Origin of the sequence: Bacillus sp. FSL K6-0994, from assembly GCF_038630815.1 — a bacterium.
In the GTDB taxonomy this organism is placed as follows: Bacteria; Bacillota; Bacilli; order Bacillales; family Bacillaceae; genus Bacillus; species Bacillus safensis.
In genome coordinates this window covers 3,490,143-3,516,379 of the sequence record NZ_CP152043.1, presented here as the reverse complement: position 1 = coordinate 3,516,379, position 26,237 = coordinate 3,490,143, and the positions used below count along the sequence as shown (strand labels likewise).

General features: G+C 44.1%; 25 protein-coding genes. 23 read left to right on the top strand and 2 right to left on the bottom strand.

The features are described from left to right. Positions 1 to 13: 13 nt before the first annotated feature. The 10 genes from MHB69_RS18340 to cydC all read left to right on the top strand — a co-directional run bounded on the left by MHB69_RS18340 (position 14) and on the right by cydC (position 11,825). Entirely contained in the window at positions 14 to 1,000 is a 987-nt protein-coding gene (locus MHB69_RS18340; protein WP_041118234.1) for an iron ABC transporter permease, read from the top strand. Then, positions 987 to 1,757, top strand: a complete 771-nt coding sequence (locus MHB69_RS18335; RefSeq protein ID WP_070326184.1) for an ABC transporter ATP-binding protein — start codon at positions 987 to 989, stop codon at positions 1,755 to 1,757. Before MHB69_RS18340 ends, MHB69_RS18335 begins: the two co-directional genes overlap by 14 nt. Before the next feature lie 26 nt (positions 1,758 to 1,783). After that, positions 1,784 to 2,536 carry a class B sortase gene (gene srtB / locus MHB69_RS18330; protein WP_144496453.1) on the top strand — a complete coding sequence of 251 codons (753 nt, stop codon included), beginning with the start codon at positions 1,784 to 1,786 and terminating at the stop codon, positions 2,534 to 2,536. Between the two features lie 18 nt (positions 2,537 to 2,554). Next, positions 2,555 to 3,493, top strand: coding sequence for an ABC transporter substrate-binding protein (locus tag MHB69_RS18325; RefSeq protein WP_070326182.1), 939 nt, complete (start codon positions 2,555 to 2,557; stop codon positions 3,491 to 3,493). Continuing rightward, positions 3,490 to 4,503 (top strand): iron ABC transporter permease, encoded by a 1,014-nt coding sequence (locus tag MHB69_RS18320; protein ID WP_061110257.1) that lies wholly within the window; start codon positions 3,490 to 3,492, stop codon positions 4,501 to 4,503. The genes MHB69_RS18325 and MHB69_RS18320 overlap by 4 nt, the downstream gene beginning before the upstream one ends. 1 nt (position 4,504) lies before the next feature. After that, positions 4,505 to 5,626: a heme oxygenase gene (gene isdG, locus MHB69_RS18315; protein WP_144496452.1), complete on the top strand. Its 1,122-nt coding sequence runs from the start codon at positions 4,505 to 4,507 to the stop codon at positions 5,624 to 5,626. Between the two features lie 321 nt (positions 5,627 to 5,947). After that, entirely contained in the window at positions 5,948 to 7,363 is a 1,416-nt protein-coding gene (locus tag MHB69_RS18310; protein ID WP_034281341.1) for a cytochrome ubiquinol oxidase subunit I, read from the top strand. Beyond that, the gene (gene cydB, locus MHB69_RS18305) at positions 7,350 to 8,366 is read left to right on the top strand and encodes a cytochrome d ubiquinol oxidase subunit II (protein ID WP_065214944.1); all 1,017 of its coding nucleotides are present in this window, start codon (positions 7,350 to 7,352) and stop codon (positions 8,364 to 8,366) included. Before MHB69_RS18310 ends, cydB begins: the two co-directional genes overlap by 14 nt. Continuing rightward, entirely contained in the window at positions 8,366 to 10,102 is a 1,737-nt protein-coding gene (gene cydD / locus MHB69_RS18300) for a thiol reductant ABC exporter subunit CydD (RefSeq protein WP_065214943.1), read from the top strand. The genes cydB and cydD overlap by 1 nt, the downstream gene beginning before the upstream one ends. Next, positions 10,092 to 11,825, top strand: coding sequence for a thiol reductant ABC exporter subunit CydC (gene cydC / locus MHB69_RS18295; protein WP_061110253.1), 1,734 nt, complete (start codon positions 10,092 to 10,094; stop codon positions 11,823 to 11,825). Before cydD ends, cydC begins: the two co-directional genes overlap by 11 nt. A gap of 57 nt (positions 11,826 to 11,882) precedes the next feature. Here the strand turns inward: cydC and MHB69_RS18290 are convergent, their stop codons facing one another. Beyond that, entirely contained in the window at positions 11,883 to 12,920 is a 1,038-nt protein-coding gene (locus tag MHB69_RS18290) for a pectate lyase (RefSeq protein ID WP_034281462.1), read from the bottom strand. A gap of 461 nt (positions 12,921 to 13,381) precedes the next feature. On the opposite strand from MHB69_RS18290, the gene sigY reads away from it, so the two are divergent. The 13 genes from sigY to MHB69_RS18225 all read left to right on the top strand — a co-directional run bounded on the left by sigY (position 13,382) and on the right by MHB69_RS18225 (position 24,669). Further along, the gene (gene sigY / locus MHB69_RS18285) at positions 13,382 to 13,915 is read left to right on the top strand and encodes an RNA polymerase sigma factor SigY (protein WP_041118218.1); all 534 of its coding nucleotides are present in this window, start codon (positions 13,382 to 13,384) and stop codon (positions 13,913 to 13,915) included. Next, complete coding sequence (locus MHB69_RS18280; protein ID WP_034281336.1) at positions 13,912 to 14,223, top strand: YxlC family protein; 312 nt, start codon at positions 13,912 to 13,914, stop codon at positions 14,221 to 14,223. The genes sigY and MHB69_RS18280 overlap by 4 nt, the downstream gene beginning before the upstream one ends. Next, positions 14,220 to 14,435, top strand: coding sequence for a hypothetical protein (locus tag MHB69_RS18275; RefSeq protein ID WP_046312798.1), 216 nt, complete (start codon positions 14,220 to 14,222; stop codon positions 14,433 to 14,435). Before MHB69_RS18280 ends, MHB69_RS18275 begins: the two co-directional genes overlap by 4 nt. A gap of 311 nt (positions 14,436 to 14,746) precedes the next feature. After that, positions 14,747 to 16,117, top strand: coding sequence for an NADP-specific glutamate dehydrogenase (gene gdhA, locus MHB69_RS18270; RefSeq protein ID WP_144496449.1), 1,371 nt, complete (start codon positions 14,747 to 14,749; stop codon positions 16,115 to 16,117). Positions 16,118 to 16,199: 82 nt separating this feature from the next. After that, a complete protein-coding gene (locus MHB69_RS18265) occupies positions 16,200 to 16,313 on the top strand; it encodes a hypothetical protein (RefSeq protein WP_223250414.1) in 114 nt (37 codons plus the stop codon). A gap of 126 nt (positions 16,314 to 16,439) precedes the next feature. Next, entirely contained in the window at positions 16,440 to 17,822 is a 1,383-nt protein-coding gene (locus MHB69_RS18260) for a hypothetical protein (RefSeq protein ID WP_061110251.1), read from the top strand. 59 nt (positions 17,823 to 17,881) lie between these two features. Then, entirely contained in the window at positions 17,882 to 18,496 is a 615-nt protein-coding gene (locus MHB69_RS18255) for a class F sortase (RefSeq protein WP_061110250.1), read from the top strand. 237 nt (positions 18,497 to 18,733) lie between these two features. Further along, positions 18,734 to 20,677: a BglG family transcription antiterminator gene (locus tag MHB69_RS18250; RefSeq protein ID WP_144496448.1), complete on the top strand. Its 1,944-nt coding sequence runs from the start codon at positions 18,734 to 18,736 to the stop codon at positions 20,675 to 20,677. Between the two features lie 122 nt (positions 20,678 to 20,799). Continuing rightward, the gene (locus tag MHB69_RS18245; RefSeq protein ID WP_024423869.1) at positions 20,800 to 21,105 is read left to right on the top strand and encodes a PTS sugar transporter subunit IIB; all 306 of its coding nucleotides are present in this window, start codon (positions 20,800 to 20,802) and stop codon (positions 21,103 to 21,105) included. Between the two features lie 14 nt (positions 21,106 to 21,119). Next, positions 21,120 to 22,469: a PTS cellobiose transporter subunit IIC gene (gene celB, locus MHB69_RS18240; protein WP_024423868.1), complete on the top strand. Its 1,350-nt coding sequence runs from the start codon at positions 21,120 to 21,122 to the stop codon at positions 22,467 to 22,469. Between the two features lie 26 nt (positions 22,470 to 22,495). Next, entirely contained in the window at positions 22,496 to 22,822 is a 327-nt protein-coding gene (locus MHB69_RS18235; protein ID WP_025093804.1) for a PTS lactose/cellobiose transporter subunit IIA, read from the top strand. Then, a complete protein-coding gene (locus MHB69_RS18230) occupies positions 22,819 to 24,147 on the top strand; it encodes a 6-phospho-beta-glucosidase (protein ID WP_041118210.1) in 1,329 nt (442 codons plus the stop codon). Before MHB69_RS18235 ends, MHB69_RS18230 begins: the two co-directional genes overlap by 4 nt. Positions 24,148 to 24,270: 123 nt before the next feature. Next, positions 24,271 to 24,669: a hypothetical protein gene (locus tag MHB69_RS18225; RefSeq protein WP_034281330.1), complete on the top strand. Its 399-nt coding sequence runs from the start codon at positions 24,271 to 24,273 to the stop codon at positions 24,667 to 24,669. 316 nt (positions 24,670 to 24,985) lie between these two features. Here the strand turns inward: MHB69_RS18225 and MHB69_RS18220 are convergent, their stop codons facing one another. Further along, positions 24,986 to 26,077 (bottom strand): branched-chain amino acid aminotransferase, encoded by a 1,092-nt coding sequence (locus tag MHB69_RS18220; protein ID WP_024426445.1) that lies wholly within the window; start codon positions 26,075 to 26,077, stop codon positions 24,986 to 24,988. Between the last annotated feature and the right edge of the window lie 160 nt (positions 26,078 to 26,237).

Genomic DNA, 26,237 nt, shown 5'->3' with positions numbered 1-26,237 from the left:
AAGGACGTTCAAGATGAAAAAAACAGGGATTTTATTTCTGATAGTCAGTCTCTTACTGGTCTGCGTATTTATTTATTCAGCCATTACTGGGAGCATTCATGTCACCCCATTTGAATTATTAGAAGGGCTCATCACCGGTCAACATGCACAGGTAGAAATCATTAAAGATTTGAGAATTCCCCGCATGCTTATCGCGATGTTTACAGGGGCCGCCTTATCTGTCTCCGGTGTACTGCTGCAGTCGGTCATGAGGAATCCGTTAGCTGATGCCGGCGTCATTGGCATTTCATCAGGAGCCAGCTTCTTTTCATTAATGGCGATTACAGCGCTTCCTCAATTTTATTTCTACTCTCCTTTATTTTCGGTTTTAGGCGGGGCTATTGCGTGTTTCCTCGTGTACGTTCTGTCTTGGAAGGGTGGTTTAAGCCCGATCCGCATGATCTTGGTTGGGATCGCCATCAATGCCATGTTTACTGGGATGGCTGAAGCATTTGTGACCATTTGCAGCTATTTCAATATCACAATTAATCAGTCAGGGCAGTCGAATCTCACGATGAAAACGTGGGGAGATGTCCGTTTAATCGGTGTCTATGGTGTCGCCGGCCTTGTCGTTGCACTCTTCTTCAGCAGATGGTGCAACCTCCTGGCTCTTCAGGACAAGACAGCGAAAAATTTAGGATTGCGTGTGACCAGAATGCGCCTTTTGATTTCCATCACAGCCGTTTTACTTGCGGCGGTGACAGCTGCAGTAGCGGGCGTGATAGCCTTTGTCGGCTTGCTCATTCCGCATATTTCAAGAAGACTCGTCGGCTCGGATCACCGGGTACTGATTCCATTTTCTGCGTTAAGCGGGGCTTTGCTTATTTTAACGGCTGATACGCTCGGCAGGACGCTTGTGGCGCCAAATGAGATTCCTGCTTCTACGATCATGGCCGTGATAGGCGGGCCGTTTCTGATCTTTTTATTAAGAAGGGGGGACCGTCTCCATGGACATTCGTGAGGTGTCATTCTCATATGACCAGCAGAAGGACATCGTTCAATCGGTCACAACACAGATTGAAAAGGGGAAAATCACAACCATTATCGGTCCAAATGGCTCGGGAAAATCCACACTGCTTTCCTTGATGGCGAATAATCATTGTCCAAATAAAGGGAAGATTCACTTAGACGGGCAAGCGCTGAATGCGTTCAAGCCAAAGGAGCTGGCAAAAAAGCTCGCTGTCGTCCATCAGCAAAATGAAGCGCCGCTTGATTTAACGATCGAACGGGTCGTGGCATTCGGCAGAACGCCGTACCAGACGATGCGCGGAGGAGACAAGGAAGAGGATGAGAGAGCAATAGAGTGGGCGCTGTCCAGTACAAAGCTAACGGAAAAACGAAAGGTGCCGCTCGCCTCACTGTCAGGTGGAGAGCGGCAGCGTGTATGGATTGCGATGGCACTTGCGCAAAAAACACCAATCCTTTTCTTAGATGAACCGACAACTTATTTGGATATTTACTATCAATTTGACATTCTTGAGCTGATCCGTGAGCTGAATGCCATGCATGGATTAACCATTGTCATGGTACTGCACGACATGAATCAGGCTGTCCGCTACAGCGATATCATCATAGCGATGAAGGATGGACAGGTTATCAGTGAAGGACAGCCAAACGATGTGTTAACAGAGGAAAACGTGCGTCACATTTATGATGTGTCCGTCACGATTAGACAGGATGCAGAAACAGGGATGTATATCGTGCCTGTTGGTATATAAGCTGTGCAAAAAGCAGGTGAGACAGTGTGAAACGAGGAAAACGGCTCTGGCAGCGGATGCTGACGATTGTTTGTTTAGGCGTGTTTATTTATAGCGGTACAGCCATCGGCTTCGAACTTTTCGGTTATTATCAAAATCGCCAGGTGCTTGCAAAGGCCCAAACGATGTATGGACATCAAGAAGAAATGACTGAAAAACGGGAGCCGGGAAAGATCCGTTCGTCATTTGATGAGCTGCGGAAGGTGAATGAGGATATTGTCGGCTGGATCAATATGAAGGACACGATGATTCAGTATCCGATTGTTCAATCTCGGGATAATGCATTCTACTTAACTCGCAATTATTTAAAAAAAGACACCCGGGCAGGCAGTATCTTTATGGATTATCGTAATGATGTCCTGCATGAAAGCCCAAATACAGTCGTGTACGGCCATCGGATGAGGGATGGATCCATGTTCGCTGGACTCACAAACTATCTAAAAAAAGATTTCTTCCAAGAGCACCGGACATTTCATTACGATACGCTGTATCAAAGCTATGAAGCGGAGATTTTTGCTGTGTATGAAACGACGGTTGACTTCGACTATATTCAAACCGATTTTCAAGATCTTGGCGAATATGCGCACTACTTGCAAGCTGTACGGAAGAAATCAATCTATCAAACGAAGACAGACGTGTCCACAGATGACCTCATCCTCACCTTATCGACCTGTGATCATGTGCTTGCACCTAAAAACGGGCGTCTCGTGGTACAGGCAAAGCTAAAGAAAGTTTACTAGAAAAGGAGAGACAGACGGTTGAAATTTTCACATGTGATCTTGGCGGGACTCGTCTTGATGCTTCTCCTCGGGGGATGCAGTCAGGCAGCACCTGTAGAGAATGGAAGCGGGCAAGGAGCGCTGAAGATAAAGGATTTTACCGGAAGAACGCTGTCGTTTGATGAACCCCCTCAGCGTATCGTCGCTTTGTCGTCTGGGGACATGAGTATTGTGTATGCTTTAGGCGGTGAGGTGGTCGGCCGGCCAACTGCCGAGTTACCAGACAGCTTACAAAAGGCAAAGTCCGTACAAACGATTGGCACAACGCATCAATTTGATGTAGAGCTGATCACAAGCTTAAAGCCTGATGTTGTGCTTGGAAATGAACAGTTAAACAGCAAGGACATCTCTACAATAGAAGGAATTGGTTCACAGCTTCTTTTGACAAGCGCCAATTCAGTGAAGGACATCCAGCGCCAAATCTCGTTATTTGGGGAGTTGCTCGGAAAGCAGCAACAGGCTAAAGCACTCAATGATCAAATTGATGAGCGAAAAAAGCAGGTCAAGCAGCCTAAGAAAAAAGTGAAAACACTCGTTGTGTACGGGGCACCCGGCACATATATGGCGGCGCTTCCTCAATCCTTAAGCGGAGATTTACTGCATATCGCAGGGGGTGCAAACATCGCTGAGAATGAACCGGCACTCGAAAAATTCCCTCAATACGCCCAAATCAATGCAGAAAAGGTGATCGAAGCCGATCCTGATCTCATTCTGCTCATGACACACAGCAATCCTGAAGATGTGAAAGCAGGTTTTATGAGTGAAATGAAACAGAATGCAGCATGGCACGACGTATCAGCTGTCAAGAATGGCCGCGTGGAGATTCTGCCTAGTGATCTATTCGGGACGAATCCAGGCGCAGACGTCATAAAGGCGATTGATGAACTAGAGAAGAGATTGAAGCGATTGTCATCATGAAGATGAATGCAGAGTTAGATTTTCAAAAAAGACAGTCGAGACGAAGATGGCTGATACCGGGACTGCTTCTTTCGCTAGGTGTGGGCATTTGTTTAGGGCTTGCCTTAGGTTCTGTTCAATTATCGCTGCCAGATTTAATCGCTGCTTTGACGGGATCAGGCCAGCCAGTCCATGAAAAAATCGTCATGGATTTACGCCTGCCGCGCGTTCTCATAGGTTTCATCGTCGGGGCCTGTCTCGCAGCATCAGGAGCCATTTTACAAGGAGTCGTCCGAAATCCACTCGCTGACCCCGGGATCATCGGTGTGACCGCCGGCGGCGGGTTAGCTGCTGTACTCAGCATGATTGTGTTTCCGCAATTCACATATCTGCTTCCAGCAGCTGCCTTCCTTGGCGCTTTATTAGCGGCACTTGTTGTGTATATGTTGTCGTTTGATCAAGGAGTTTCACCACTGAAATTGATTCTGGCGGGTGTGGCAGTTAATGCCCTGCTTGGTGCGGTCATGAATGGATTTATGGTGCTTTATAGTGAGCGTGTGCAGGCTGTTCTGCCTTTTTTATCAGGAGGATTAAATGGACGGAGCTGGCATCACCTGAGCTTTGTGTCACCTTATGCGATTGCTGGATTGTGTCTTTGTTTTTTTGCGATCAAGCCGGCAAATCTCCTTTTGCTAGGTGATGAGTCAGCGCAGCTGCTAGGACTTAGAGTCGAGCGAACCCGATTTTTCTTAATTGCACTGGCGGCGCTTTTGGCGGGTGCAGCTGTAAGCGTGAGCGGATTAATTGGATTTGTCGGTCTTGTCGTCCCTCATTTTATCCGCCTTTTAATTGGAGATGACTACCGGTACCTGCTGCCGATCTCAATGCTTGGCGGCGGCGTACTTGTGGTCTTTGCTGATACAGCAGCACGGGTATGGTTTACACCGGTTGAACTGCCTGTTGGTATCCTGCTTGCCTGTATCGGTGCACCTTTCTTCCTCTATTTATTAAAAAAGAAAGGGAGGGGTTAAGTTGGATGTGATTGCGATGGATGACGTGAGCCTCAGTCAAGGAGGCTTTCGGCTGTCTTCTATTTCAGCAGCTGTGCCTAAAGGAAGTGTAACAGGCATTATTGGACCAAATGGGTCAGGGAAGTCGACGTTTATTAAAGCAGCCGCACGTCTTACGTCGATTGAAAGCGGCATGATTTATATTCACGATATCCCGCAAAAAGAAATGACAGCACAGGAGATTGCAAAGGAAATCGCCGTTCTGATGCAGACGAGAACGGCGATCCCATCGATGACAGTACGTGAGCTGGTCGCACTTGGACGCAGTCCGCATCGTTCGTTCTGGAAAAAGAGCTCGAAGACAGATCAGGAAGCGGTAGAGTGGGCGCTTGATGTGACAAATAGCCGCGTGAATGAAAACAGGATGCTGCATACATTGTCAGGCGGAGAAAGGCAAAAGGCGTATATTGCAATGGCACTGGCTCAGAAGACAGAGACGATTATTCTGGATGAGCCTACCACTTACTTAGATATTGCGCACCAGCTTGATTTACTAGAGCTGCTCAAACAGCTGAATGAAACACATGGAATCACCATTTTAATGGTACTTCATGACCTGCAGCAGGCAGCAAAATATTGTGACCGCCTGATTGCGATGAAGCGTGGTCAAGTTTACCAAATAGGGACACCAAAGGAAGTATTAACAGAAAACTTTTTCAAAGAGGTATTTGGGATTCAGGCAGAGGTTCACCTAGCTGGAGAGCATCCGCTCATTATCCCAATCGCTTCGATCCAACAACAAAAGGGAGATGAACCAAACATGATCATTGTAAACAACCAGGTTAGAGTAGAAAAAGGCAGTGCAGACCACCTTGTTAAGCGTTTTAACAAGCAGGGACAAGTAGAATTCATGGAAGGATTTTTAGGCATGGAAGTCTGGGTCACGCAGCAGACAACTGATTACGATGAGGTGACCATTCATACCCGCTGGAATCGAAAAGAAGACTTTGTGAACTGGACAAAATCTCAGGCATTTGGAGATGCACACGCTCACGGAAAAGCGAAACCTGAAGGCCTATTAAAAAACAAAATTACGTACTATGAAGTCCAAGTGACAAGACCTGCTTTACAGAAAAAAGCCTAAAAAGAAACACAGCGCTGCGGCCCACATGCAGCGCTGTTTTTTTGCGATTTTTTATTTTCCGTCACATATTTTTGACAAAGTATTCAAACAACTGACACAATACCATCCAATTTTTAGGTAAAATTTACTTTATTTTTGAAGCGTATGGGTGTAAAGTACAGGTATAAATAACTAACCGAATGAAAATCAAGAGTAAAATTTCACCGAGTGAACCATTTCAAATGGACTTTTATTTGTGAAACATTGAACAAATGGTGAATATTTTGTGAAGTGGTGAGCATGAATCGTTCGGCATGTGAAAGTAAGGGAGGATGTAAGGCTGTGAGTGAGCTGTTTTTAGCAAGATTTCAATTTGCTTCAACGACATTATTTCATTTTATTTTTGTTCCTATGTCAATAGGTTTGGTGTTTATCGTCGCATTGATGCAGACCCTTTATGTCGTCAAGAAAAAAGACATCTATAAAAAGATGGCGAAGTTTTGGGGTCACCTGTTCTTACTTAACTTTGCAGTAGGTGTGGTAACAGGGATTCTGCAGGAATTCCAGTTTGGGATGAACTGGTCAGATTATTCAAGGTTTGTCGGTGATGTCTTTGGTGCACCGCTTGCCATTGAAGCACTTTTGGCCTTTTTCCTTGAATCTACATTTATTGGACTTTGGATATTCGGCTGGGATCGTCTGCCGAAGAAGATTCATTTATTGTGCATTTGGCTTGTTTCCCTTGGTACGATCTTTTCGGCATTTTGGATTTTACTCGCTAACTCATTTATGCAGGAGCCAGTTGGATTTGCCATTAAAAATGGCCGTGCAGAAATGAATGATTTTGGCGCTCTTGTGACGAACCCGCAGCTTTGGGTTGAGTTTCCGCACGTTCTATTTGGTGCACTGGCAACAGGAGCTTTCTTTATTGCAGGAGTTAGTGCCTATAAAATGATCAAAAAACAAGAAATCGCCTTTTTCAAAAAGTCATTCCAGATTGCGATGGTCCTCGCTTTAATTTCTGGTTTAGGTGTGGCGTTCTCTGGACATGATCAAGCGAAACACTTAATGAAATCACAGCCAATGAAGATGGCAGCAAGTGAAGCCCTTTGGAAGGATAGTGGAGATCCAGCAGCTTGGACACTATTTGCCAACATTGACACAGATAAAAAAGAAAACTCTGCGGAGATCAATATTCCGTTTGCTTTAAGTTATTTGGCGTATCAGAAGTTCAGTGGAGATGTTCCAGGCATGCTGACACTTCAAAAAGAATATGAAGCCAAGTTTGGCCCTGGAGACTACATTCCGCCAGTGAAAACAACATTCTGGAGCTTTAGAATCATGGTCGGTGCTGGAATGCTGATGATTTTTGCTAGTATGATTGGCTTATATTTGAGCTTTAGAAAGAAACTAGAAACGAACAAATGGTTTTTACGCTTCATGGTAGGGATGATCGCGTTTCCGTTTATTGCGAACTCAGCCGGCTGGATCATGACTGAAATTGGGCGTCAGCCGTGGACCGTCTTTGGTATGATGACGACAGCTCAATCGATTTCACCGAACGTATCGTATGGCATGCTGTTATTCTCAGTCATTAGCTTTACGGTGATGTATCTGATTCTTGCCATTTTGCTTGCCTACTTATTCATTCGAGAAATTAAAAAAGGTGCACATTCTGAAGAGGATACAGATCAAAAGGATGAAACGGACCTGTCTACAGATCCATTTGATGGAGGCGCATATCATGGCATATCTTAACGAGATTTGGTTTATTCTTGTCGCAGTATTGTTTGTTGGATTTTTCTTCTTAGAAGGATTTGATTTTGGTGTCGGGATGTCCATGCAGCTGCTTGGAAAGGACGCGCACGAGCGCCGAATTTTAATCAATACGATTGGTCCTTTCTGGGATGCGAATGAGGTCTGGCTGATTACAGCTGGCGGCGCTATTTTCGCTGCATTTCCTCACTGGTATGCCACGATGTTCAGCGGATACTATATTCCGTTTGCGGTTCTCCTCTTAGCGCTCATTGGGCGCGGAGTCGCCTTTGAATTCCGAGGGAAGGTTGAGAAAGCCTCTTGGATTAAGGCGTGGGACTGGGTGATCTTCTTTGGCAGTCTGCTTCCGCCGTTTTTGCTCGGTGTGTTATTCACGAGTATTTTACGCGGGATGCCAATTGATCAAGACATGAACATGTACGCTGGATTTACGGACTTTGTGAATCTTTACTCAGTGATCGGCGGGTTAGCTGTGACGGTTCTTTGCCTGCTGCATGGCTTGATTTTTGTCACACTTCGTACAGAGGGTGACTTAAGAGATCGTGCAAGAAAACTGGGCCAGCGTGTCCTGCTCATTGCACTCCCTGTTCTTGTTATATTTGTCGGTGTGTCCATCATTGAAACAGATATTTATTCTGTACGCCCGATCATCACCATTCCGTTAACTGTGCTGATTGTGGTTTGTTATGTAGCTGCCCTTGTTTTGATGAGAAAAGAACGTGATGGCTGGACTTTCTTATTCACAGGCGCAGGCATCATGGTGACGGTGTCCATGCTGTTCACTGCATTGTTCCCGCGCGTCATGATTAGTTCAATCAGTCATTCATTTGATCTCACAATTCAAAACGCTGCATCTGGATCTTATTCACTGACGGTCATGACGATTGTTGCTGTTTCTTTGCTGCCCTTTGTGCTTGGGTATCAAATTTGGAGCTATTACGTCTTCCGTAAACGTGTAAGCGGTAAGGAGCCAATGACCTACTAATGGATAAACGTTTGCTTCAATTAAAAGGAATGAGAGGGCTTCTTGCCCTCTTAGGTATTGTGTCACTCATCCAAGGAGCAAGTATTATTTTCCAAGCACAGTGGCTGGCACATGCCATTACAACGCTGTTTGACGGGAAAAGCCTCTCGCAGGCAACGCCTTATGTCATGCTGTTTCTTGCTGCCTTTGTTGTGCGGCACGGTCTCACCTTGATTCGGGAGAAGGTCATGTTTACCTACTCTTCCCGAATTGGAGCAGACGTCAGAAAGCAGCTGTTAGACCAACTCTTTCGATTAGGGCCTGCCTTCGCAAAGAAAAAAGGGACAGGAAAGCTTGTCACATTAGCAATGGAAGGAATTGCTCAATACCGTCAGTATTTACAGCTGTTTTTGCCGAAAATGGTGAACATGGCAGTGATTCCGGCGATGGTCCTTATCTATGTGTGGACATTAGATGAAACATCAGCCGTCATTTTAATTGTGACGCTGCCAATTTTAATTATTTTTATGATTTTGCTAGGCCTTGTTGCTCAGCGTAAAGCGGCCAAACAATGGAGATCGTATGAGAAATTATCCAATCATTTTACTGACTCTCTCCGGGGCCTTGAGACGCTGCGTTACTTAGGTATCAGCAAAAAACACTCCCGTCATATTGCGGAGGTGTCAAAGCGATATCGAAAAGCGACCATGAGTACACTGAAGGTCGCCTTTCTGTCATCGTTTGCCCTCGATTTCTTTTCCATGCTATCAATTGCAACCGTCGCTGTTTTTCTTGGCTTACGTTTAATTGAAGGAGAGCTTCTGTTATTTCCGGCTTTGACGGCGCTTATGCTGGCGCCGGAGTATTTTCTGCCGGTACGTGAAGTGGGAAATGATTATCATGCGACGTTAAATGGAAAAGAAGCGAATGAAGCCATGCAGGTCATTCTAGAAGAAAAAGGCTTCCGCGCCCAGGAGACACAATCTGTGCAGCTGAATAAGTGGGATGAACAATCCGTGCTCACCCTGCAGGATGTTTGTGTTCAGCATGATGAACATGCCCCTTATTCCATTCAGGATGTGGATCTCACTGTCAAAGGGAAGAAAAAAATCGGCATCATTGGTGCCAGTGGTTCAGGGAAATCGACACTAACCGATGTCCTCGGCGGTTTTGTTGAGCCGTCTTCGGGTCAAATCACGCTAAACGGCCAGCCGCTTGGTCATTTACAGATGAACGAATGGCAAAAGGAAGTTGTCTATATGCCGCAGCACCCCTATTTATTTCACATGACATTAAGAGAAAACATTCGTTTTTATGAACCAAATGCAACAGAGGAAGAAGTGGAAAGAGCGGTGCATGAAGCTGGCTTATCTCAGCTGGTTACGCAGCTGCCAAACGGATTGGACGAAGTCATTGGAGAACAGGGAAGAGAGCTAAGCGGAGGACAGGCGCAAAGAATTGCGCTTGCTCGAACTGTTCTGGGCCAGCGGTCCATTATGCTGTTAGATGAACCAACGGCGCATCTCGATATTGAAACAGAGTATGAACTGAAGAAAACAATGCTTCCACTGTTTGAACATAAACTTGTGTTCTTAGCGACACACAGACTCCATTGGATGCCGGACATGGATGAAATCATTGTCATGGATCAAGGAACCGTCGCAGAAATGGGGACACATGAATCATTAATGCAAAGAAAAGGCGTGTATTATCAATTGGTACAGGAGCAAATGGGGGCGGTCACACATGGTCAGTAAAGGCTGGTTTATACCTTATATCAAGGAGAATCAAAAGCTGTTTGCCTTGGTTTTATTTTTAGGAGCCATTGCGGTATTCTCTGCTTCTATGCTGATGTACACGTCGGGATTTCTCATTTCAAAGGCTGCGACAAGACCTGAGAATATACTCATGGTCTACGTCCCAATTGTGGCTGTACGTACCTTTGGTATTTCGCGCTCTGCTGCCCGCTACGCAGAAAGGCTGGCAAGCCATCAGCTCATTTTGACAATGATTGAAAAAATGCGTGTACGCCTCTATGACATGGCTGAACGAAGTGCCAAACAGACTAAGCTTGGGACAGGTGAAATGCTTGGTCTCTTGTCAGATGATGTGGAGAGATTGCAGGATGCCTATTTAAAAACCATCTTTCCATCCATCGGTGCACTGCTTTTATATGCCGCATCCATTGGAGCACTTGGCCTTTTCTCATGGCCTTTTGCTGGACTGATGCTGCTTTATATGGCACTTCTCGTATTCGTTTTCCCATACGTCACAGTGCTTGTGAACCGGGCAAGACAAATTCAAATGAAAAAAGGCAGAAATGAACTGTACAGCCATTTAACAGATGCAGTCATGGGCGTTAGTGACTGGCTGTTCAGCGGCAGGCAGAAAGATTTTGTGGATGGATATGAACAAAAAGAAGCGCAGCTGTTAGCGCTTGAAGCAGCGAAACACCGATTTATCCGCGTGCGTCAATTTTTGGCACAGCTCTTGATTGGAGGGGCTGTCGTGCTTGTTGTGTATTGGAGCGGCTCGGTCGTTCAGTCAGGATCCATGTCACACACACTGATTGCAGCCTTTGTACTTGTGCTGTTTCCATTAACAGAAGCCTTTCTTCCGCTGTCAGATGCGGCAGGTGATATTCCCGTCTATCAGCATGCTGTCAGCAGATTACATCATTATGAAAAGCAGTCATATGAAGGAGAAGCTGAGAGCAAGGCAGTGGATCAATCAGCCCTTTCTCACGATGAAGCTGTCTGTTTTGATCAAGTGTCCTTTCGGTATGACACGCATCAATATGTCCTTCAAGACCTGTCCTTTTCTCTGAAGCAAGGGGAATCACTCGCGCTTTTAGGAAAAAGCGGTGCAGGAAAATCGACCATTTTGAAATTGTTAGAAGGGGCAGTTGTTCCAAATCAAGGGACTGTCAGCATTCAAGGAAAACCGGTTCAAAGCATTCAAGAGAAGGTGTCTGCCTATGTATCTGTGCTGAATCAACAGCCATATTTATTCGATACGTCTGTTTTAAACAATATTCGTTTAGGATCTCCAGAGGCAACAGAAGAGCAGGTAAAAGAAGCAGCTAGACAAGTGCAGCTGCATGATGACATCGAGTCTTTGCCAGAAGGTTATCACACAGGTGTTCAGGAGACAGGGGTTCGATTTTCAGGTGGAGAAAGACAGCGTATGGCGTTAGCTCGAATTTTGCTTCAGGACACGCCGGTTGTTGTATTAGATGAACCCACCGTCGGGCTTGATCCACGGAAAGAGCGTGAATTGCTTGAAACCATCTTCCGTGTGTTAAAAGGGAAAACAGTTATTTGGATCACCCATCATCTGACTGGCTGTGAGGCGTGTGACCGCATCATGTTTATTGAAGACGGACGCATTGAGATGCAGGGTCAGCATCAGGAGTTACTAAAAGAAAACAAGCGTTATCAAAAGCTGTATGAAATGGATCGCCCGTTTTCTACAATATAAATGGATGAAATGACAAAAACGTTCGGACAGGAAATCTCTGCCCGAACGTTTTGTGGTTTAAGGGTTTACTTTACCAACACCTGCATTTGATATCACTTCTGATTTCACATTGTTCACGTTAAGCAAAGAGTAGTTATAAGGAGGGTTATACGTACCTGTTGAAGACGTTGGCAGACTGCCTGTGCTGTTAATATACGAGTTGTTGATGACATGCCATGTACCAACTTGACGGCTGTCCCAGCTTCCAATGGCATTTGTGGTGTTTTCAAATACGTTGTGTTCAATTCTCATTTTCGCGCCCATACGTGAGTTAATCGCTGTTGTGAGGATGTTTTTATAATAGTTGTTATAGACATGTCCTTCCCCGAAGCGCATAGACGGTACACGAGAGTTTAGGTTTTCAAAGCGGTTGTTGTGGAACGTAATTTTTCGATTGTAGTTATCGTTATCGGAGCTGCCCATGAGCATTGTTTTCCAGCTGTCATGTACATAGTTCCACGAGAAGGTAATGTAGTCAGAGTCATTTTTTACATCAAATAAACCATCGTAATCATCCTTCCCGGAATTCAATGTGTTGTACAATTCATTATGATCGACCCATATGTTTTTAGAACCGCCTTCGATCCCGATGGCATCCTTGTCACCGATTTTGCTGTGGTGGATTTTCAAGTTGCGGATGATGATGTTATTGGCACGCCATACTTTAATGCCAATTCCATTCAATTCGCCGTTCGTCCCTTTACCGACGATCGAGACATTATTTGTATCTTTCACATCGATTTTATTGGCTGATGTATTAGAAGGGGTAATGGTCCCGTCTACAACAATTTTTAATTTTTCGTTTGTTCCTTTATTTTTGAGGGCAGCCAATAGTTCATTTCCAGTTTTGACTGTGACGGTTTTACCGCCTTCACCGCCTGTTGTGCCGCCATTTAATGTGGAGAAGCCTTGTTGATTAAAGTTGGCCATAATAGAAGGGCTTTCTGGATATTTGGCTGCTGCCTTTGCCTCCCCGTTTGGTGCAAATAATGAAGTGACGAGACCAACAGCTAATACACCGGCTAACATTGGAATTTTTCTTTTCAAACTCAACATCTCCATTCTATTTTATTTTAATGAAAACGTTTCCAAAATAAGCTGTGATTCAACCACTCCTCCTTCCTTCACAAGCATTGCTTCTTTCGGAATGTAGGATGAGCATAGCATGCAAAAAGGTATCATCGGCTAAGGATAGGCGCAGCGTATTCCATGATTTTCTAGGAAGCTAAGCCAATGATTATTTCATTTTCATCTTCATGAGATAAGGACCATTGTCGATAGGTATGAGGATGACATCTTGATTATGGAGAGGAGGCTCTCCGTTTGGTAGAAAATCAAGATGATTATAAACGCATCATTTTGTTAGAGAAGAAGGAATGCCATAATCATTACATAAGAAAAAATTGGATATAAAACAAGAATCATAGAAGGAATGCTAAAAAATAAGGTCTAATTTAAACGATATTGTCATCCGTGTCGTCTTATGAGTAAGAGAAGAAAAGGAAGGAGGGGCGTGCTTGGAGCAGACAGAAGAGACATTATTGATTCAGCGGGCAAAACAGGGAGATGATGCCGCGTTTACAGCCCTTTATCGGCATCATTATTCCTTTCTTTACCGATATATGTTGAAGCTGACCCTTCAACAAGAGCTGGCAGAGGAAATCATGCAAGAAACGATGCTGAAAGCGTATATGAAACTTTCTTCATTTAGAGGAGATGCCTTATTTTCAACCTGGCTTATTTCGATTGCATCTAGGCAATTTTTAGATCACCAGAAGAAAAGAAAACGTGAACAAATGAGAGAAGGAAAAGCAAATCAGGAAGCCATACGCCGCTTTAAATGGGACGTTCAGCAAAAGGGGAACACATGGCATGACATGTGGGATGCTTTAAATGAATTAAAGGCTGAGGAGAGAGCACCGATTATTCTGCACTATTATTATGGATTTACCTACCCAGAAATGGCTTCAATGCTTGGAATGAGAGAAGGCACTGTGAAATCGAGGGTTCATCATGGATTAAAGAAAATTCGAAAGGAGTGGGATTTATGAAGGAAGATCGTTTGACCGAACGTTTAAAAGAAGAGCTGCAGCAGCTAGACGAACAAATTGAAGTGGAAAAGCCAAGTGAGCAGGCTGTCATGATGATGCTGAAACAGGCGAAGGAAAAAGAGAAAAGGCGTTTTAAACAAGAAGTGCTGGCATACGTTTTGATCAGTTTGACCATTCTAGCACTCTTTGCAGCTGCCATTACCCATTTGCCTATCATCTTCATTCTTCTCCAAATAGTGAGCGTCCCCATCTGCTTTGTTGTTGGCTACAAGGAATATCAACATATCAAAGGAGGGTCCTCCGTATGAGTCAGTCGGAAATGATCATCTTATTGTGCGTCTTGCCGTTATTGTTTGCACAGGGCTTTCTTTTATTTATAGATGCAAAGAAAAGAGGGCGTTACAAGTGGTTTTGGGGCATTGTCGGTCTCATTAACTTTCCATCGTCTTCTATTTTATATTGGCTTTGTGTCGTGTTACCTGATCGAAAAAGAGGCGGGAAGCCGCCCCGAAAAGATTGAGTGCATCCGATCAAACTTTTGACCCTTTTTTCAATGGAAAACCAGCTAGAAATTCATCATGATTCATGTATTTGTCAAAGAAAACGGGACGAGAAATATCCGCTCGTTCGTTTCTAGCACATTAGTCATTCCTTGAGCGCTTATTTTTAAAAACAATCGCTGCGGCTGCTTGATCTATCTCAATTCGGCATCATTTTCATCTGTTATCAATATTGATCAGATTTTACAATTGGTGTTAAATTAATCTCAATATGCGTTAGAAAATCTAACAATTAAATGTGTGGAGATATCTACAAGGAGGCAGATGCGACATGTTGACCTTAGATCGAGCAGCACAAACAGCACAAAGCTACATCCACCGTGTGTTAGAAGAGGTGGAAAAACGAAATCCCGGCGAGGAGGAGTTCCAGCAAGCCGTAAAAGAAATTCTGGAATCACTCGTCCCAGTTTTTGCGAAGCATCCAGAGTATGAAAAACAAGGCATTTTAGAACGGCTCATTGAGCCTGAGCGGCTTGTGGTATTTCGAGTGCCATGGGTAGACGATAAGGGCAAAGTACAAGTCAATCGAGGGTTTAGGGTTCAATTCAATAGTGCCATCGGTCCTTATAAAGGAGGCATTCGTTTCCATCCAACCGTCAATGCAAGCATTATCAAGTTTTTAGGGTTTGAACAAATCTTTAAAAACGCACTGACTGGTATGCCGATTGGCGGAGGGAAAGGCGGATCGGATTTTGATCCTAAAGGGAAGTCTGATGGAGAAATCATGCGTTTCGTTCAAAGCTTTATGAGTGAACTCGGCCGATATATTGGACCTGATCAAGATGTGCCAGCAGGTGATATTGGTGTAGGAGCACGCGAAATTGGCTATATGTTCGGACAGTACAAGAAAATGCGCGGTGCTTATGAAGCGGGGGTACTCACGGGGAAAAGCCCTGGATTCGGAGGCAGCTTAGCGAGAAAAGAGGCGACAGGCTACGGACTGGTGTACTTCATGGAGGAAATGCTGAAAGCACATGGGCTCCAATTTGAAGGACGTTCTGTTGTTGTGTCGGGCTCAGGAAATGTGTCTATCTATGCAATGGAAAAGGTAATCGAATTAGGCGGTAAGGTTGTGGCTTGCAGTGATTCAAGCGGAGCGATTTATGATCCTCAAGGGATTTCACTTGAGACGATCAAACAGCTCAAGGAAGTCGAGAATCAGCGGATTGGGGCATACATAGACATTCACCCGCATGCTGAATTAATTGAAGATTGCGAACAAATTTGGTCCGTTCCTTGTGATATTGCGCTGCCATGTGCAACACAAAATGAAATATCGGAGGCGCATGCACAGCAGCTTGTGGCAAATGGTGTCATCGCTGTAGGAGAAGGAGCCAATATGCCATCCACTCTTAAGGCGATCAAAGTATTTGAAGAGAATCGTATTTTGTTTGCGCCGGCAAAAGCGGCGAATGCTGGCGGTGTAGGTGTATCAGCATTGGAAATGGCACAAAACAGTGCAAGAATATCTTGGACATTTGAAGAAGTAGATGCTCAGCTGAAACAAATGATGCAGTCTATTTATCGTCAGTGTACAGAGACAGCAGACGAATATGGACACTCAGGAAACATCATGGTTGGAGCAAATATTGCAGGATTTCGTAAGGTGGCAGATGCCATGATCGCACAAGGCGTGATTTAACTCCTGCTCTCCCGCACCTGTTTATTTCATGACAAGATGGGGAATCGTCCTTTAAGAATGACAATAAGGAGGCGCGGGAGAAATGAAAAAATGGCTGAAACAAATTGTCAAATGGGCACCTGTGATTTATCCAGTGGTGAGAAAAATATATAAAGAGCGAAAAGCATCTAAACGTCGTAACGTATCAGCCGGATAATCCGGCTTTTTTTTTATGCAAACATACAGAGCCTGTGTTGCAAGAAAAAAATAATAGAATCGAATGATCTATTTTCTCCCTCTTTCCGTTAAGTACATAACAAACGGAAAGAGGAGGAAATAAAAGATGAACATGAAGAAAGCAATGTTAACCATTCCACTGAGCGCAGCGTTATTATTCCCAGCGGCTCATATCGCAAGTGCACACGAAGGACATATGCATGGGGAGGCGAAGAAGACGTCTTCGTCACAAGAGGTGTCAAATAAAGCCGCAGATCTTCGAGCAGCACTAGATCAGCTGTTTTCAGAGCATGCCTATTTAGCAGTGATCACAATGCAAAAAGGAATTGACGGCAGTAAAGACTTCGATCAAGCAGCGGCGGCTTTAAATGACAACACGAATGACTTATCAGATGCAATTGCCTCTGTATATGGAAAAAAAGCAGGCAAACAATTCAAGGACATTTGGTCAAGTCATATCGGCTACTTTGTTGACTATGTACAAGCCGCAGCGAAAAAAGATAATGCAGGTAAAAAGAAAGCGATGAAGCAGCTTGATCAATATCGAATGAAACAAGCCGATATGCTCGATCAAGCAACAGACGGCAGACTGAAAGCAAGTGAGCTTGAAGAAGGCTTGAAGATGCATGTGAATGAACTGCTTAAAGCGTTTGACAGCTATACTGAAAAGGATTTTGATACGACCTATGAAACGGTTAGAAAATCCATTCATCATATGTTTGAGGTAGGAAAAGGCGTGTCATGGGCCATCACAGATCAATTTCCTGGGAAATTTGATCAAAAGTCAGTGGATACACCAGCAGCGGATCTTCGTGAAGATTTAAACTACTTGTTCTCAGAGCATTTGGCACTCGCGGTAGTTGCCATGCAAAAAGGAAATGATGGCAGTAAGGACTTTAAACAGGCAGCAGCGGCTTTAAATGAAAACACAAATGATTTATCTGCTGCGATTGCATCTGTTTATGGTAAGGATGCAGGCAAACAATTCAAAGACATTTGGTCAAGCCATATCGGCTATTTAGTTGATTATGTCAAAGCGGATGCATCAGGGAATCAACAAGCAAAAGAAAAGGCTGTCAAAGATTTAGATGCGTATCGAATGAAGCAAGCGAAATTCCTAGATCAAGCGACAGATGGACGTTTAAAGGCAGCTGATTTAGAGGCTGGTTTGAAAACACATATTGATGAGCTGATCAAAACATATACGTCTTACCATAATGGCGAATATGATCAGCTTTATCCGACAGTGAGAGAGGCTTATGGTCATATGTTCATGGTTGGTCAGGATGTCGCAGCAGCGATTGTTGATCAGCATCCTGAGCTGTTCAAATCCAATATGCCTAATGAAATGCCGAAAACAGGTATGGGAGGCACAGCCGGTCCTTTAGGCATGTCCTATGAAGCATTTGCGGGTATGATCGCAAGTTTAATTCTAGCAGGCAGTGCATTTTTCCTCATTCGCCGTAAGGCATCAAATTCTAACTCATAAAGACAGATGGGAACGTGCACAATCGTGCCGTTCCTTTCTTCAAAAGGAGGCCGGCTTAGATGAAGAATTGGCTGCTCAGTATTCTTTCGCTTCTCATCATCACAGGCTGTTCATCACCGTCAATGGATGAATCGTCATCCTCAAAAAACATATCCGCTTCTAAGGAAATGACTACACATCAAGCTGAGAAACAGAACCACTCACACGATACATTAAAAGACGAGCCGTCTGGCATTGTACCAGCTGAAATCGCCATTCCCGCTATTGATGTCAAAGCAAAAGTGGAGAAAACATCTTTATCAAATGATGGCAGTATGGGTGTTCCTCAGGATACAGACAACACCGCTTGGTTTGAAGATGGTCCAAAGCCGGGAGATAAAGGGAATGCCGTCATGAATGGCCATGTAGATAATAAATGGGGGCCATCGGTTTTTTATCGATTAAAGGAGCTAAAAAAGGGAGACAAGGTGGTCGTCACGTCCTCATCAGGAAAAAAGCGAAGCTTTGAAGTCATAAAAGTAAGAAGCTATCCGCGTGAAGAGAAGCCCAATGCGTTTTTTGGATACGCCTTTACACGGAATCTCAATTTAATCACTTGTACAGGGACCTTTGATCATGCAGCAGGTACGCATGAAAAAAGATTGGTTGTCTTTACCGAGCTGATCTCTTCATAAAGAAGGCGGATACACGAAGGTGTACGCCTTTTTTTCGTGGTTTTCGCAAGTATCTTTCAAAAAGATTCATAGGACATTAGATATGGTTAGTTGTATAAATAGGGGCATTTGTCATATAAATGAGTTGGCAATTTTTATTTCTTTTCAGTAGAATATGAGTAATGAAGAGAACTGCAAGCGGATACAACCTGTCCAGACAAGGCAGATTCTCCATCCCTACATAAGGAGGCCGATCTGATGCTGAGTAAAAGACTGGCGCACATCTTAAGTCAGCTCATGGCAGCTGAGACCCCGCTCACCAGCGCTGCACTTTCTGCCAGTTTACAAGTGACAAGCCGCACCATTCGTACAGACATAAAGGAACTGAACGACCGCCTTGCCCCTTACCTAGCGGCTGTAACAGCTGTTAGAGGAGCTGGTTATGAGCTGCTGATCAACGATGAGAATGCCTTTCGCCGTTTTATGAAGGAGGAGGTCGAGCAGGAAGAGCCGCTTGCTGTGCTGCCAGAGGAGCGTGTTCGGTTTATTTTAAAAAGGCTTCTTTTGGCAGAATCCTATGTGAAGCTGGAGGATTTACAGGAGCAGCTGTTTATTAGTAAATCAACGATGAGCAACGATGTGAAATCGGTCAAACGTAAGCTGGAGCCCTTTGATCTGAAGCTGGAAGCGAAGCCTAGCAAAGGCTGCCGAATCAAGGGATCAGAGATGAAAATCCGTTATTGTATGTCAGAATATTTATTCAATGAACGTCGTTCTTATCAAACGATGCTGAACACAGCTGTTACTATTTTGCCAAAGCATGAACTCGAATTGATTCAGAAAACAATGATCAATTATATCAATGAGGAAGGTATGAATCTATCAGACATTTGCATGAATAATTTAATCGTTCATGTCGCCATTGCCTGCAAACGAATTAGACACGGAAACTATGTATCTGTTCTTCCAGAGGAAATCAGCGAAATTCCGCGGGCAAAGGAATATAAGGTCGCTAAAAAAATGGTGGAGCGTCTTGAAGGGTTGCTGGATGTCTCATTTCCACAAGAGGAAATTGTCTATATCACCATTCATTTGCTAGGAACAGCCAAAATGGTACAGTCCTTTTCCTCGAACGGTCAAAAACAAATTGTAGATGATGAAACGAGCCGGCTTGTACAGCTCATGCTGAAGGCCATTGATCAAAAACTGCAGCTTGATTTAGCCGGTGATACGGAACTAATGATTGGACTCAGTCTGCACTTAAAGCCTGCCATCAACCGATGTAAATATGGAATGAACTTAAGAAATCCGATGCTTGATGAAATAAAAGCGGGGTATCCCCTTGCTTTTGAAGCGGGGATTATCGCCAGCAGGGTCCTTGAAGAAGAGGAAGAGCTGAGTATTCATGAGAACGAAATCGGATATATGGCGCTTCACTTTGGTGCGGCTTTAGAGCGGAGGAAAATGGAGATCCCGCCGAAGCGGTGTCTTATTGTCTGTGCGTCTGGTGCAGGGAGTGCAAGGCTGCTGCAGGATCGTTTGCGGTCACAATTTGGATCAAAGCTGACCATTTTAGGAACAGCAGAGCTATATTCGCTGCCGCATGTCTCTTTGCATGCCCTGGATTTGATTATTACAACGATCCCAATTCATATGGATTTACCGGTTCCAGTCATTCAAGTGAACACCATATTGGGAGGCGGTGATTTTTTAAAAATTGAAGAAGCTCTGACGAGTGAAACAAGGGTGACATTGGCCTCTCAATATATGAAAAAGGAATTGGTTTTTACAAAACGAGCTTTTCACACAAAGGAAGAGGTCATCACCTTTTTAACGCAAAAAGTCATCGATTTGGGCTTAGCGCCAGCTGAACTCACACCATCTGTCATGGAAAGAGAAGAGGCTGCTCCAACCTCTTTCGGACATTATACAGCGATTCCGCACCCGATGACGCCGCTGACAGATGAGACGTTTTGGGCGATATGTACATTAGAAAAACCAATCATTTGGGGAGAGAAAAAAGTTCAATTTGTCTGCCTGCTTTGTGTCGAAAAAGAGAATGCCAAAGATTTAAAAGGCATGTACCGCCTGCTGGGAGAGCTTGTGCATAATGTGAAATTCATTCAGCATCTGATCGCCTGTGATACATTTGAAGACATGCTTGATATCATGTATAAAAAGGTTCCTTCGTACAAGAACTAACTGTGTGATATTAACTTTTTCCGCTTCCTAAAGGAAAAAGTATGGGTGTTTATGAAAGCGGTTTCATAATATGATGAAAGTGTAAAGAATAGCTTCACACTTTGAAAAGGGGGCGTTTACACATGAACATCTTATTGGTTTGCGCAGCAGGTATGTCCACAAGCTTACTTGTCACAAAAATGGAGAAAAGCGCACAAGAACAAGGAAAAGAATATCGTATTTGGGCAGTATCAGGAGATTCTGCGAAAAATCATATTGATCAAGCCGATGTGCTTTTATTAGGACCTCAGGTTCGATATTTATTACCACAAATGAAAAAGCTCGGAGAAGAAAAAGGAATCCCAGTAGACGTGATTAATACTGTGCATTATGGCGTTTGTAATGGCGCTGAGGTTTTAAAATCTGCTGAACAGTTAGTGAACGGATAAAGGGGGCGGAGGGGATGAATGGATTCAACCGATTTCTAGAAGAGAAGGTCATGCCGTTTGCAGGGAAGATTGCCGCTCAAAGACATTTACAAGCATTGCGTGACGGAATTGTTTTAACGATGCCTCTCATTATTGTCGGTTCACTGTTTCTCATTTTAGCCAACCTTCCGATTCCAGGATACAGCGATTTTATGGCAAGTATCTTCGGAGCAGAATGGGCCACGAAACTATCCTATCCTGTTAATGCAACCTTTGACATTATGGCACTTGTTGCGACCTTCGGGATTGCTTACAGGCTTGCTGAAAAGTATGCCGTTGATGCGCTATCATCTGGTGCGATCGCTGTTGCGGCTTTCCTTTTGGCTACACCATATCAAGTACCTTTCACACCTGAAGGCTCAACAGAAGCTATCCTAGTTGGCGGGGGAATTCCTGTCACACTGATGGGCAGTAAAGGTTTATTCGTTGCCATGATTATTGCCATGCTTTCAACCGAAATTTACCGCTTCATTGTACAGCGGAACATTGTTATCAAAATGCCTGATGGTGTACCGCCAGCAGTCAGTAAATCGTTTATTGCACTTATTCCAGGTTTTGTGGTCATCACCCTGATCTGGGTCGCTAGACTTGTGATTGAGATGACACCTTTTGAGAGTATTCATAATATCATCACGGTCTTAATTGGCACACCGCTATCGATTCTTGGTGGCAGCTTAGGCGGCAGTATTGTTGCGATGGGTGTGCAAATGCTCCTCTGGGCATGTGGTATTCACGGAGCAACCATTGTCGGCGGCGTCATGGGGCCAATTTGGCTCGGTGCAATGGATGAGAACCGTCTTGCATTCCAAGCAGGAGAAGTACTGCCGAATATTTTCACAGCGCAGTTCTTTGAAATCTTCATCAACGTCGGCGGAAGCGGAGCAACGCTTGCTTTGGTGCTGACCATGATCTTACGTGCCAGAAGTAAACAAATGAAACAGCTTGGCCGCCTTGCCATTGGGCCAGCCATCTTTAACATCAACGAACCAATCATTTTTGGAATGCCGATTGTCATGAACCCAATGCTCCTCATTCCGTTTATCCTTACGCCAATCATGATGATCATCACCACATATATCGGAATGAGCACAGGGCTTGTGGCAAAACCAGCCGGGATCGCTGTCCCATGGACCATGCCGCCAATCATTTCAGGCTATCTCGCCACAGGAGGCAAAATCTCTGGTGCTGTCATGCAGCTGATTAACCTTGCGCTGTCATTTGCTCTATACTACCCATTCTTTAGAATGTGGGATAAGCAGAAATTGAAAGAAGAAAGTGAATTAGAAACAAAAGCATCAACTGATGAAAATGTCGTCAGCATGTAATAGAGGGAACAAGGGGGATGCGGCCGATGGAAATGGAACAAATTGTGTTTCAACTCATCCTGCACGGCGGAAATGGCAGAAGCTCCGCGATGGAGGCCATTACATGTGCAAAACAAGGAAACTTTGATGAGGCGAAGCAAAAATTGCAGGACGCACAAGACGCGTTAAATGAGGCGCATCACGCACAGACAGAGCTGATCCAAGGAGAAATCAGGGGCGAAAAGACGGAAATTAGTCTCTTAATGATTCATGCGCAGGATCATCTCATGAACGCAATGACCGTCAAGGAGCTCGCAGCAGAAATCATCGAGCTCCATGAAAAAATGAAGCAACTCGGAGGTGTCAATTCATGAAAGAAGGAATCAAAATTGTCACAATAGGCGGTGGATCGAGCTATACGCCTGAGCTCGTCGAAGGGTTTATTAAACGATATCAAGAATTGCCTGTAAAAGAATTATGGCTTGTGGATATTGAAGCGGGTCAGGAAAAATTAAACATCGTAGGCGCTCTGGCGAAACGTATGGTTGAAAAAGCAGGTCTGCCGATTGAGGTACACCTGACTCTTGATCGCCGGGAGGCCTTGAAGGACGCAGATTTTGTGACGACACAATTTCGTGTAGGACTGCTGGAAGCACGGGCAAAGGATGAGAGAATACCGCTTAAATACGGCGTCATCGGTCAGGAAACGAACGGACCAGGCGGTTTATTTAAAGGCCTTCGGACCATCCCAGTCATTCTAGACATTGTGAAGGATATGGAAGAGCTTTGCCCAGACGCATGGCTTGTGAACTTTACAAATCCAGCGGGCATGGTCACAGAAGCTGTTTTACGCTACACGAATCTAAAAAAAGTGGTCGGTCTATGCAATGTGCCGATTGGGATCAAAATGGGGATTGCCAAAGCGCTTGATGTGGACGTTGAACGCATCGAGGTACAGTTTGCCGGTCTCAATCACATGGTCTATGGATTAGACGTATATTTAGACGGGGTCAGCATTATGGATCAAGTGCTTGATGAACTAGGAAATCCAAACAGCCAGTGGTCCATGAAAAACATTGAAGCGAAAAACTGGGAGCCTTCTTTTGTGAAAGGATTAGGGGTCATCCCATGTCCGTATCACCGCTATTACTATAAAACGAAAGATATGCTGGAAGAAGAGCAAAAGGCGGCTCAAGAGAAAGGAACACGAGCAGAGGTTGTGCAGCAGGTCGAGCAGGAATTATTTGAGCTTTATAAAGATCCTGATTTGTCGATTAAACCACCGCAGCTCGAAAAAAGAGGCGGGGCCTATTACAGCGATGCGGCCTGTAACTTAATCAGCTCTATCTATAATGATAAGCACGACATTCAACCAGTCAATACAGTGAACAGAGGGGCGATTGCCAGCATTCCGGCTGAATCAGCGGTTGAAGTAAACTGTATCATTACAAAGGACGGACCGAAACCAATCGCGATAGGTGATCTGCCTGTAGCTGTAAGAGGACTCGTTCAACAAATCAAATCATTCGAGCGTGTGGCAGCAGAAGCGGCTGTGACTGGAGATTACGAGACGGCTCTTGTGGCGATGACCATCAACCCGCTCGTCCCATCTGACGACATTGCAAAGCAAATTTTAGACGAAATGCTCGAAGCGCATCGTGAGCATTTACCGCAATTCTTCAAATCAGTCAATGCTTAACACTAACACATAATGGCCCCTTAAATGGGGTCATTTTTTGATTGCCCCATATGGAAACTGGAGAAAGAAGTGTATGATTAGAAAAAACAGCATGTATGGCTTCAAAGAAAGGACTGTTGGAATATGGTTGCAATTGGTTTAATGTTTTACGGGTTTGTCGTACAGCCTGTCATGAGTTATGGTACAGTGATCTTGTTTTTGTATGGCCTTATTGCTTCATTTGTTGGCCTCATTCGGCATAAGGAATATGTGTGGATCTATGTTCTCCGCCTGCTCGTTTGTTTTACCATTCCCGTGACCAATCTGTTGATGTATTTTGCAACGATTGGAGGAGATGCAAGAAAATTTGATTTCCAGCCAATGCCGCTTGTTTATTATCTTGTCTTTATCCTAGAAATCATGATCATCTTTTTGCCAGAGATCTTTTTACTGATCGAAAAAAAGCGGAGCATCAAAAGGAAACAGTGGATATACGCAGGGGCGATTGTTGGGGTATCGGTCTTGTTTTGGTGCACGATTTGATGGGAAGAGACGGGTCAACTAAGTCTATTTCGCTTTTGTTTCTGTAACTTCTTTCGTCGGACCTTTACAAAAGAGATGGAAAGGGCAAGGATAGAGATTCCAAGAGCCTTAAATAAAAACCGGGTGAGGAAAGGTGAATCGTCGAAACCAGTGGCGACGATCATCGATCCGATGCAGATTCCAAAGAATGCTAGTAGATAAGTAAAAAACATACCATCACTCCCCTTATTCATGTGTATTTCCCATTATAAGGGATAAAAGAGAGGTAAATAAACAAAAAAGAACCCTTCATGATTGAAAGGTTCTTTTTATATGCTTATGCTTGCTTGACGACTGAGTCAACTTCAACTGTCCAGCCGAAGATGTCTGGCTGGGTCCCTTTTTGGATGCCAGTAATGGCTTCGTACAATTTCTTCGATACTTCGCCTGTTTGACCATTTTGGATCACATATGGCTGATCATGATAAATTAATTCCCCGACAGGAGAGATCACGGCTGCCGTTCCAGTTCCGAAAATTTCTTCAAGCTCGCCAGATTGATGTGCTTCAATTAACTCATCAATTGAAATTTTGCGCTCTGTTACTGGAATTCCCCAATGCTTTAACAGTTCAAGTACAGAGTTGCGTGTGATGCCTTCTAAAATGCTGCCGTTCAATTCAGGCGTCACGATTTCGCCATTGATTTTAAAGAAGATATTCATGCTGCCGACTTCTTCAATGTATTTTTTCTCGACCCCATCAAGCCAAAGAACCTGTGAAAACCCTTTCGTTTCAGCAACTTGCTGTGCTTTAAGGCTTGAGGCATAGTTTCCAGCTGTTTTGGCATTTCCTGTTCCACCCTTAACGGCACGGACAAACTCATTTTCAACTGCAATTTTGACCGGATGAATGCCTTCTTTATAGTATGATCCCACAGGAGATAAGATAATGAGCAGCTTATACGTGCTAGACGGTGCAACGCCTAAATACGGCTCAGTGGAAATAATGAATGGACGAATATACAAGGAAGTTCCCTCTGCATCAGGTACCCAATCCTTATCAATACGAATGAGTTCATTTAAGCCCTCTAATACTGTTTCTGTATCAATTTGCGGAATACACAGGCGGTCATTGGATCTGTTTAAGCGTTCCATGTTTTTTTCCGGACGGAATAAGAGAATTTTTTGATCCTCAGAAACATAAGCTTTCAAGCCTTCAAAAACAGATTGACCATAATGGTAGACCATCGACGCTGGGTCCATTGGAATGGCTTGATAAGGGATAATTCTTGGATCGTACCAGCCTTTATCAACTGAATAATCCATCACAAACATGTGATCTGTGAAGATTTTTCCGAATTCAAGTTGATCAGATTGAGGTTTTGGTTTTTTTGTTGAACTAAGTTCAACGCGGATGGGTTGTTTTGGCATTGTAAATCTCCTTGCTGTTTGATTATTTGAAAATTCTAATAATATGAAATAATTATGATTCTATTCTATACCTTCACAAAATATTAGCAATAGGTTTTCTGTAATTCAGACAAGAAAAATCTGTTAAAGCGCTTTCCTTCTCTCTGCTGTCAGTTTGGCT

Excerpts from the sequence above, each read along its gene's own strand:
- MHB69_RS18255 (WP_061110250.1), top strand. The coding sequence starts at position 17,882 with ATGAAGAATTGGCTGCTCAGTATTCTTTCGCTTCTCATCATCACAGGC.
- MHB69_RS18225 (WP_034281330.1), top strand. The coding sequence starts at position 24,271 with ATGGTTGCAATTGGTTTAATGTTTTACGGGTTTGTCGTACAGCCTGTC.
- MHB69_RS18235 (WP_025093804.1), top strand. The coding sequence starts at position 22,496 with ATGGAAATGGAACAAATTGTGTTTCAACTCATCCTGCACGGCGGAAAT.
- MHB69_RS18340 (WP_041118234.1), top strand. The coding sequence starts at position 14 with ATGAAAAAAACAGGGATTTTATTTCTGATAGTCAGTCTCTTACTGGTC.
- MHB69_RS18265 (WP_223250414.1), top strand. The coding sequence starts at position 16,200 with ATGAAAAAATGGCTGAAACAAATTGTCAAATGGGCACCTGTGATTTAT.
- MHB69_RS18290 (WP_034281462.1), bottom strand. The coding sequence starts at position 12,920 with ATGTTGAGTTTGAAAAGAAAAATTCCAATGTTAGCCGGTGTATTAGCT.
- MHB69_RS18245 (WP_024423869.1), top strand. The coding sequence starts at position 20,800 with ATGAACATCTTATTGGTTTGCGCAGCAGGTATGTCCACAAGCTTACTT.
- MHB69_RS18335 (WP_070326184.1), top strand. The coding sequence starts at position 987 with ATGGACATTCGTGAGGTGTCATTCTCATATGACCAGCAGAAGGACATC.
- MHB69_RS18275 (WP_046312798.1), top strand. The coding sequence starts at position 14,220 with ATGAGTCAGTCGGAAATGATCATCTTATTGTGCGTCTTGCCGTTATTG.
- MHB69_RS18220 (WP_024426445.1), bottom strand. The coding sequence starts at position 26,077 with ATGCCAAAACAACCCATCCGCGTTGAACTTAGTTCAACAAAAAAACCA.
- MHB69_RS18250 (WP_144496448.1), top strand. The coding sequence starts at position 18,734 with ATGCTGAGTAAAAGACTGGCGCACATCTTAAGTCAGCTCATGGCAGCT.
- cydD (WP_065214943.1), top strand. The coding sequence starts at position 8,366 with ATGGATAAACGTTTGCTTCAATTAAAAGGAATGAGAGGGCTTCTTGCC.
- cydB (WP_065214944.1), top strand. The coding sequence starts at position 7,350 with ATGGCATATCTTAACGAGATTTGGTTTATTCTTGTCGCAGTATTGTTT.
- MHB69_RS18320 (WP_061110257.1), top strand. The coding sequence starts at position 3,490 with ATGAAGATGAATGCAGAGTTAGATTTTCAAAAAAGACAGTCGAGACGA.
- MHB69_RS18260 (WP_061110251.1), top strand. The coding sequence starts at position 16,440 with ATGAACATGAAGAAAGCAATGTTAACCATTCCACTGAGCGCAGCGTTA.
- cydC (WP_061110253.1), top strand. The coding sequence starts at position 10,092 with ATGGTCAGTAAAGGCTGGTTTATACCTTATATCAAGGAGAATCAAAAG.
- MHB69_RS18230 (WP_041118210.1), top strand. The coding sequence starts at position 22,819 with ATGAAAGAAGGAATCAAAATTGTCACAATAGGCGGTGGATCGAGCTAT.
- MHB69_RS18280 (WP_034281336.1), top strand. The coding sequence starts at position 13,912 with ATGAAGGAAGATCGTTTGACCGAACGTTTAAAAGAAGAGCTGCAGCAG.
- gdhA (WP_144496449.1), top strand. The coding sequence starts at position 14,747 with ATGTTGACCTTAGATCGAGCAGCACAAACAGCACAAAGCTACATCCAC.
- celB (WP_024423868.1), top strand. The coding sequence starts at position 21,120 with ATGAATGGATTCAACCGATTTCTAGAAGAGAAGGTCATGCCGTTTGCA.